Here is a 7,759-nt window from a genome sequence, read left to right on the forward strand (position 1 = left end):
GACCATGACCCCGCCCTCAGCCCTTCCGGGCACTCCCGCCTCCGCACTCGACCTCGGCGGTCGCACCGCCCTCGTCACCGGCGCCGCCGGCGGCATCGGCCGCGCCTGCGCCCTGCGCCTCGCGGCCGCCGGGGCCAAGGTCAGAGCGGTCGACCGCGACGACGCGGGCCTGCGGACCCTGGCCGAGGACGCCACGGGCCTGGCCGGCACCGTCGAACCCCGACTGCTGGACCTCACCGACCTGGACGCGGCCGAACTCTGCGCCGCGGGCACCGACGTCCTGGTCAACAACGCGGGACTCCAGCTCGTCCGGCCCCTGGAGGAGTTCCCGCCGGACGTCTTCCACACCGTGCTCACCGTGATGCTGGAGGCCCCGTTCCGCCTCATCCGCGGCGCCCTGCCGCACATGTACGGACAGGGCTGGGGCCGCATCGTGAACATCTCCTCCGTGCACGGCCTGCGCGCCTCGCCCTTCAAGTCGGCCTACGTCGCCGCCAAGCACGGACTGGAGGGGCTGTCGAAGACCGCCGCGCTGGAAGGCGCCTCCCACGGCGTCACCTCCAACTGCGTGAACCCCGGCTACGTCCGCACGCCCCTGGTCGAGAAGCAGCTCGTCGACCAGGCGCGGGCGCACGGCATCCCCGAGGAGCGCGTCCTCGCCGAGGTGCTCCTCCAGGACAGCGCGGTCAAACGCCTGATCGAACCCGAGGAGGTCGCCGAGGCCGTGGCCTACCTCTGCGGCCCCGCGGCCTCCTTCGTCACCGGCACCTCCCTGGCCCTCGACGGCGGCTGGACCGCGCACTGACCACGGCCACGACCGGGGCGCCCGGAGTTTTCCACAGGGCTGCCGGTGCGCCCCGGTCATGGGGAATCCTGTGACCATGTCCCGCGATCACGTGCAGTCCGCCGAACCGACCGCCGCCGAGCCCCTCGGCCCGGCCGGCCCGTCCGGCGCGGCCGCAGCCCCCGGCGGAGAGGCCGGGCCCTCGCCCGCCGAGCCCGCCACCGGCCCCGAGGCGCCCTTCCTGGAGCTGCTCGCCCGGGGCGCCTCCGCCGACGCCTACGAGCAGCCGGTGCTGGCCGCCCGCGCCCAGGGCCGGCCCGCCGCCCGGATCGCGGCGCTCGACCGCGCCAAGCTGCTCGCCCTGCGGGTCCGCTCCGAGCTGGAGGGACGCCGCCGCCGCGAGGCGGAGCTGTCGGCCCTGTTCGAGACCGCGCACGACCTCGCGGGCCTCAGAGACCTCGACGCCGTGCTCCAGGCGATCGTCCAGCGCGCCCGCTCGCTGCTCGGCACCGACGTGGCCTACCTCAGCCTGAACGACCCGGTGCGCGGCGACACCTATATGCGCGTCACCGAGGGCTCGGTCGCCGCCCGCTTCCAGCAGCTGCGCCTCGGCATGGGCGAGGGCCTCGGCGGACTGGTCGCCCAGACCGCCCGCCCGTACGTCACCGACGACTACTTCGAGGACGAGCGCTTCCAGCACACCAGCACCATCGACACCGGCGTGCACGACGAGGGCCTGGTGGCCATCCTCGGTGTGCCGCTGATGCTCGGGCACACCGTGATCGGCGTGCTCTACGCGGCCGACCGCCGGGCCCGGGTCTTCGAGCGGGAGCAGATCGCGCTGCTCGGCTCCTTCGCCGCGCTCGCCGCGGCCGCCATCGACACCGCCAACCTCCTGACCGAGACCCGCTCCGCCCTCGCCGGACTGGAGCGCGCCAACGAGATCATCCGCGACCGCAGCGGCGTCATCGAACGCGCCTCGGACGTCCACGACCGCCTCGCCGAACTGGTGCTGCGCGGCGGCGGGGTGCACGACGTGGCCGCCGCCGTCTCCGAGGTCCTCGAGGGCACCGTCGAGTTCACCGAGGCCGACGCGGCCCCCGCGAAGGCCCTGGAGGCCTCCCGCGCCGAGGGCCACGCCGTGCGGCACGACGAGGACTGGATCGCCGCCGTCTCCGCGGGCGGTGAACTGCTCGGCGCGCTCGTCCTGCGCGGGCACCCCGGCCTCGACCCCGTCGACCAGCGCACCCTGGAGCGGGCCGCGATGGTCACCTCCCTGCTGCTCCTCGCCCGCCGCTCAGCCGCCGAGGCCGAGCACCGGGTGCGCGGCGAACTGCTGGACGACCTCCTCGACGCCCGCGACCGCGACCCGCGCCTGCTGCGCGAACGCGCCTCCCGGCTGCACGCCGACCTGGACGCCACCCATGTCGTGCTGGCCGCCCGCCTCGACGGACCCGCCGCCGACGCCGAGCACGAGGCCGCCGCCCGCAGACGCCTGTGGTCGGCCGCCTCCCACCTCGCCGCCACCCGCCAGGGCCTGGCCGCCGCCCGCGACGGCGGCACCGTCCTGCTGCTGCCGCTCACCGTCGGCGACACCGCCACCGGCCTCGCCCGCCGCACCGCGCGCCAGCTCGGCACCGCGGTCCACGAGGCCGTCACGGTCGGCGCCTCCGCCCCCGTCGAGCGCCTCACCGCGCACCCCGACGCCGTCGCCGCCGCCTACGCCGAGGGCCGCCGCTGCCTCGACGCGCTGCGTCTGCTCGGCCGCGCCGGCGACGGGGCCGCCGCCGAGGACTTCGGCTTCCTCGGCCTGCTGCTCGCCGGGGACCGGGACATAGCCGGTTTCGTCGAGCGCACGATCGGTCAGGTCGTCGACTACGACGAACGCCGCGGCACCGACCTGGTGCGTACGCTCGACGCCTACTTCGCCTGCGGGATGAGCCCGGCGCGCACCAAGGACGACCTGCACGTCCATGTGAACACCGTCGCCCAGCGGCTGGACCGCGTCGGCCGGCTGCTCGGCGAGGACTGGCAGAGCCCGGCCCGTTCCCTGGAGATCCAGCTCGCCCTGCGGCTGCACCGGCTGGCGTCGCCCGCACAGCACTGACCCCCGTACGAGTGGGGCGTACGGGGGCCGGTGGACCGGGGGAGGGTCAGACGGTGTGCGCGTCGGCCCGGCGGGTCACCGCCGCGTCCACGGCGTCGGCGGGGGACGCGACCTCGGCCAGGTCGCGGTGACGGGTCTCCTTCGCCACGCCGACCGCGATGAGCGTCAGCACGGCCGCGGCGATCACGTACAGCGCGATCGGCGTCGAGCTGCCGTAGTCGGCGAGCAGCGCGGTGGCGATCAGCGGGGCGGGGGCACCGGCCGCGACCGAGGCGAACTGGGCGCCGATCGACGCGCCCGAGTAGCGCATCCGGGTCGCGAACATCTCCGAGAAGAAGGCCGCCTGCGGGGCGTACATCGCGCCGTGCAGCACCAGACCCACGGTGACGGCGAGGACCAGGCTGCCGAACGAGGAGCGGTCGACGAGCGCGAAGAACGGGAACATCCACAGGCCCACACCGGCCGCGCCCAGCAGATAGACGGGACGCCGGCCGATCCGGTCCGACAGCGCTCCCCACAGCGGGATCACCGCGAAGTGCACGGCGGAGCCTATGAGCACCGCGTTCAGGGCGGTCTGCTTGGAGACACCAGCCGAGGTGGTGGCGTAGACGAGGATGAACGCCGTGATCACGTAGTAGCTGATGTTCTCCGCCATCCGGGCGCCCATCGCGATCAGCACGTCACGCCAGTGGTGGCGCAGCACGGAGACCAGCGGGGTCTTCTCGGCGGCGGCGCCTGTGTCGGCCTTGCGGGCCTCGGCCTGGGCCAGGGCCTCCCGGAAGACGGGCGACTCGTCGACGGACAGACGGATCCACAGACCGACGATCACCAGGACACCGGAGAGCAGGAACGGTATCCGCCAGCCCCAGGAGGTGAACGCCGCGTCGGACAGGACGGCGGTCAGCAGGGACAGCACACCGGTCGCGAGCAGCTGGCCCGCGGGCGCCCCGGTCTGCGGCCACGAGGCCCAGAACCCGCGCCGCCGGGCGTCCCCGTGCTCTGACACCAGCAGCACCGCGCCGCCCCACTCGCCGCCCAGCGCGAAGCCCTGGACCAGCCGGAGCACGGTCAGCAGCACGGGCGCGGCCGAGCCGATCGTCGCGTGCGTCGGCAGCAGGCCGATCGCGAAGGTCGCCCCGCCCATCAGCAGCAGGCTGAGCACCAGCAGCTTCTTGCGGCCGAGCCGGTCGCCGTAGTGCCCGAACACCAGCGCGCCCAGCGGTCGTGCCGCGAAGCCGACGGCGTACGTCAGGAAGGACAGCAGCGTGCCGACGAGCGGGTCGGAGTCCGGGAAGAACAGCTTGTTGAAGACGAGCGCGGCGGCGGAGCCGTACAGGAAGAAGTCGTACCACTCGATGGTCGTGCCGATGAGGCTGGCGGCGACGATGCGCTTCAGGTTGCCGGGCGTCGGTGGAGCGGTTGCTGCGGAGGCCATGTGCGCCACTTCCTCGTGTGCGGTGGGGACGGGTACGTGCTGGCACACCGTAGAGACACGCAGGTCACCGTCGTATGTGGTGGGACACCATAGTTCGAGGCGATGGTGTGCGCCCGGCCCCCATGCCTTCCGGGCGGGGGCGCGGTAAGGGCCTGACCGGGGGCTCGGGCCGGCTCGCGGTCGTGAACGGCAGCCATAGGGAAAGCCGTAGATTCTCCTTGTGAGCGATAGCGATTCCCATGGCAGGAGCCCGGCGCCGCAACAGGCTGCGAGCCCGCACCCTCTCGACCTGAACCTGCTGCGCACCTTCCTGGCCGTGTACCGGTCCGGCTCGTTCACCGGGGCCGCGCAGTTGCTGGGGCTCTCGCAGCCCACGGTGACCACGCAGATGCGCACGCTGGAGCGGCAGACGGGGCGGGAACTGTTCGAGCGGCTGCCGCGCGGGGTCGCGCCGACGGCCGTGGCCGGTGAACTCGCGGCGCGCGTGGCGCCGGGCCTCGACCTGCTCGCGGCGGTGGCCGGTCCGGACCCGTCGGCGGAGCGGGCGGCCGAACCCGTGCACCTGGCCGGCCCGGCCGAATTCCTCAGCACCTGGGTGCTGCCGACCCTTGCCCCGCTCGTCGCCGACGGGGCGCGGCTGCGGGTGGCGACCGGGCTGACCGAGCCGCTGCTCGACGAACTGCGGGCCGGACGCCACGATCTGGTGATCTCCACGCTGCGTCCCCGCGGCCGGACCCTGTCCGCGGTTCCCCTGGTGGACGAGGAGTTCGTCCTGGTCGCGGCACCCTCCTGGGCCGAGCGGCTGAAGGAGCCCCTCGCCGTCGAGGGCCCTTCGGTGCTGCATCCGGTCCCGCTGGTGACGTACGCCGAGGATCTGCCCATCGCCCGCCGCTACTGGCGGCATGTCTTCGGCCGCAGGCTCTCCTGCGCCGCCGCGCTCACGGTGCCCGACCTGCGCGGGGTGAAGGCCGCGGTCGTGGCGGGCGCGGGCTTCTCCGTGCTGCCCGCCTATCTCTGCGCCGGCGAACTGGCCTCCGGCGCCCTCGTTCTCCTGCACGAGCCCGAGGACCCGCCGATCAACACCAGCTTTCTGGTGCAGCGGCCGGGCGTCCCCGACAACCCGGACGTGGTCCGCGTCCGCGACCATCTCCTGCGCGCCGTCCGCCAGTAGCCGGGTGCCTCGGGGTGGCGTCCGGCGTGCGCTACTCCATACGGGGCAAAGCGGATTCTTCTGCTCGAAGTGCCTCATAGGGTGTCAGAGGACTCGATCCCGCGGTGTCCGGAAGCCGGGCTCCGGGAGACGGAGGAGACACCATGAGCCAGAACGCCCACGTCCTCGTGCTCGGCGGCGGATACGCCGGGGTGATGGCGGCCAACCGCCTCACACAGCGCGAAGACCTGAGGGTGACACTGATCAACCCGCGGCCGAGCTTCGTCCACCGCATCCGGCTGCATCAGGTCGCGGCGGGTTCCCCCGGGGCGGTCGTCGACTACGGTGAGGTCCTGTCCGACCGCGTCCACCGGGTGGTCGACACGGCGACGCGGATCGACGCCGCCGAGCGACGGGTGGTCCTGGCGGAGGGCGGCCCGGCCGGCTACGACTACCTGATCTACGCGGTGGGCAGCGGCAGTCGCGCCCCGGCCGTGCCCGGCGCGGCCGAGTTCGCCTGGCCGGCCGCCACCCTCGAGGAGGCGCAGCGGCTGTGCTCGGTCCTCGAATCCACGCCCGCGACCGCCCCCGTGACCGTGGTCGGGGCGGGGCCGGCCGGCATCGAGATCGCGGGCGAGCTGGCGGAGGCGGGCCGCAGGGTGACCCTGGTGTGCGGCAAAGTGCTCGGCCCGTATCTGCATCCACGGGTCCGGCGTACGTTCGCCAGGCGGCTGGCCGCGCTCGGTGTGCGGGTCCTGGAGGGCGCCGAGGCCAGGGTGACGTCCGTGTCCCGTGACGCCGTGCGCCTCGCCGACGGCAGGGAGCCGGCGAGCGAGGTGACCGTATGGGCCGCCGGGTTCGGTGTGCCGGACCTCGCCGCGCGCAGCGGACTGAGCACCGACACGCACGGCCGCCTGCTCACCGACGAGACGCTGACCAGCATGGACGACACACGCATCGTCGCCGCCGGGGACGCGGTGGCCCCCTCCGACCTGCCGCTGCGGATGAGCTGCCAGGCCGCGAACCCGCTGGGCGCGCACGCCGCCGACACCGTGCTCAGCCGGCTCGACGGGAAGCAGCCCGGGCTGATCGACGTGGGGTTCTTCGGCATGTGCGTCAGCGTGGGGCAGGCCGCCACCGTGCAGCTCGCCTCCAAGGACGACCGGGCCAACAGCTTCTCCGTCGGCGGATTCCTCGGCTGGAAGGTCAAGCGGACCAGCTTCCCGGGCCTGCTCCGGCATCTGAGGGACGAGGCGCGCAAGCCGGGCTCGTACACCTGGAAGTTCAAGGACCCCAAGCGCCGTGAGCGGGTGCGGGCCAAGCACGCCGCGACCGTCGCGGGGGCGAACCGTCCAGGGCCCTTCTGACGGATCTCCGTGGCGTCCGGCGGAAGGGCGCCGGCCCGGCGGGCGAGGTGCGAGCGGCGACGGTCCGGACGCCGGGGCGGGGAATAGGCGCGTCCGGGTGCGCGTTGGCGCGGCTGTGGTCAACGCCGATCACACGGGCGGGACGGCGCTTCGGGGACCGGTGCCCACCGGCCGGCCGCAGCCCCGAGACCCCGGACGGAGGAAACATGACCGGCAGCTTCAACGGCTACGCCCCGGACGACGGTGTCGCGCCGGACCGCTGGGCCAGCGCCCTGCACCTGTTCGACAACGGCGCGGGCGTCCCCCGCGAGGAGAGCACCGCCGAGCGGTGGGAGCGGGCCAGGCTGTTGTTCGAGGCCAAAAACTACGCCGGTGCCGCGCGTCTGCTGACGGCGGTCGTGGAGGAGGCCCCGGAGCAGACCGGCCCCCGGCTGCTGCTGGCCCGCGCCTACTACCACTCCGCCCAACTGGGGCGCGCCGAGGAACAGTTGCGGCTGATCGTCGAGCGCGACCCGGTGGAGCACTACGCCCACCTCATGCTGGGCCGCACCCTGGAACGCCAGGGCCGCCGGCAGGAGGCGGAGCCGTGGCTGCGGATGGCCGCCGCGTTCTCGGGGGAGTTCCCGGACGGGGAGTGACGTGCCGGGGGGGGGGGGTCCCCCCCCCCCCCCCCCCCCCGGGGGGGGGCCCCCCCCCCCCCCCCCCCCCCCCCCCCCCCCCCCAATCGAAAAAGGTTCCCCACCCCCACCCGTACGCACCGGACGTACACGATGGACGGCACGACCACGGTCGGCGCGGCGGACCGGCTGCGGACCGTGCTGACCCTCTGCGACCGCGCCAAGGTCACGGAGACGCGTGACGGCGTGCGAACGGCCTGGTCACGCCTCGACGACCGCTACCGGGGCGACGCCACGTA

At 74.1% G+C, this 7,759-nt stretch carries 6 protein-coding genes and 1 pseudogene; 6 read left to right on the forward strand and 1 reads right to left on the reverse strand.

Translation table 11 applies throughout. The features are described 5' to 3' along the window. The first annotated feature begins 4 nt into the window (after positions 1-4). Both ACZ6SQ_RS22605 and ACZ6SQ_RS22610 read left to right on the forward strand, forming a co-directional pair. The gene (locus ACZ6SQ_RS22605) at positions 5-805 is read left to right on the forward strand and encodes a 3-hydroxybutyrate dehydrogenase (RefSeq protein WP_469564843.1); all 801 of its coding nucleotides are present in this window, start codon (positions 5-7) and stop codon (positions 803-805) included. A gap of 76 nt (positions 806-881) precedes the next feature. Further along, positions 882-2,891, forward strand: a complete 2,010-nt coding sequence (locus ACZ6SQ_RS22610; RefSeq protein ID WP_469564844.1) for a helix-turn-helix domain-containing protein — start codon at positions 882-884, stop codon at positions 2,889-2,891. A 46-nt stretch (positions 2,892-2,937) separates the two neighbouring features. Here the strand turns inward: ACZ6SQ_RS22610 and ACZ6SQ_RS22615 are convergent, their stop codons facing one another. Beyond that, positions 2,938-4,326 carry an MFS transporter gene (locus ACZ6SQ_RS22615; RefSeq protein WP_469564847.1) on the reverse strand — a complete coding sequence of 463 codons (1,389 nt, stop codon included), beginning with the start codon at positions 4,324-4,326 and terminating at the stop codon, positions 2,938-2,940. A 220-nt stretch (positions 4,327-4,546) separates the two neighbouring features. Here ACZ6SQ_RS22615 and ACZ6SQ_RS22620 point away from each other — a divergent pair, with 220 nt between their 5' ends. From ACZ6SQ_RS22620 to ACZ6SQ_RS22635, 4 genes and pseudogenes are all read left to right on the forward strand, one after another. Then, positions 4,547-5,497: a LysR family transcriptional regulator gene (locus ACZ6SQ_RS22620; RefSeq protein WP_469564849.1), complete on the forward strand. Its 951-nt coding sequence runs from the start codon at positions 4,547-4,549 to the stop codon at positions 5,495-5,497. 143 nt (positions 5,498-5,640) lie between these two features. Continuing rightward, positions 5,641-6,843, forward strand: coding sequence for an NAD(P)/FAD-dependent oxidoreductase (locus ACZ6SQ_RS22625; protein WP_469564851.1), 1,203 nt, complete (start codon positions 5,641-5,643; stop codon positions 6,841-6,843). A 206-nt stretch (positions 6,844-7,049) separates the two neighbouring features. After that, positions 7,050-7,481: a tetratricopeptide repeat protein gene (locus ACZ6SQ_RS22630; protein ID WP_469564853.1), complete on the forward strand. Its 432-nt coding sequence runs from the start codon at positions 7,050-7,052 to the stop codon at positions 7,479-7,481. Positions 7,482-7,589: 108 nt separating this feature from the next. After that, positions 7,590-7,759, forward strand: a pseudogene (locus tag ACZ6SQ_RS22635) (peptide-N4-asparagine amidase); the annotation flags it as partial.

It is taken from the genome of Streptomyces sp. NPDC048600, from assembly GCF_055587025.1.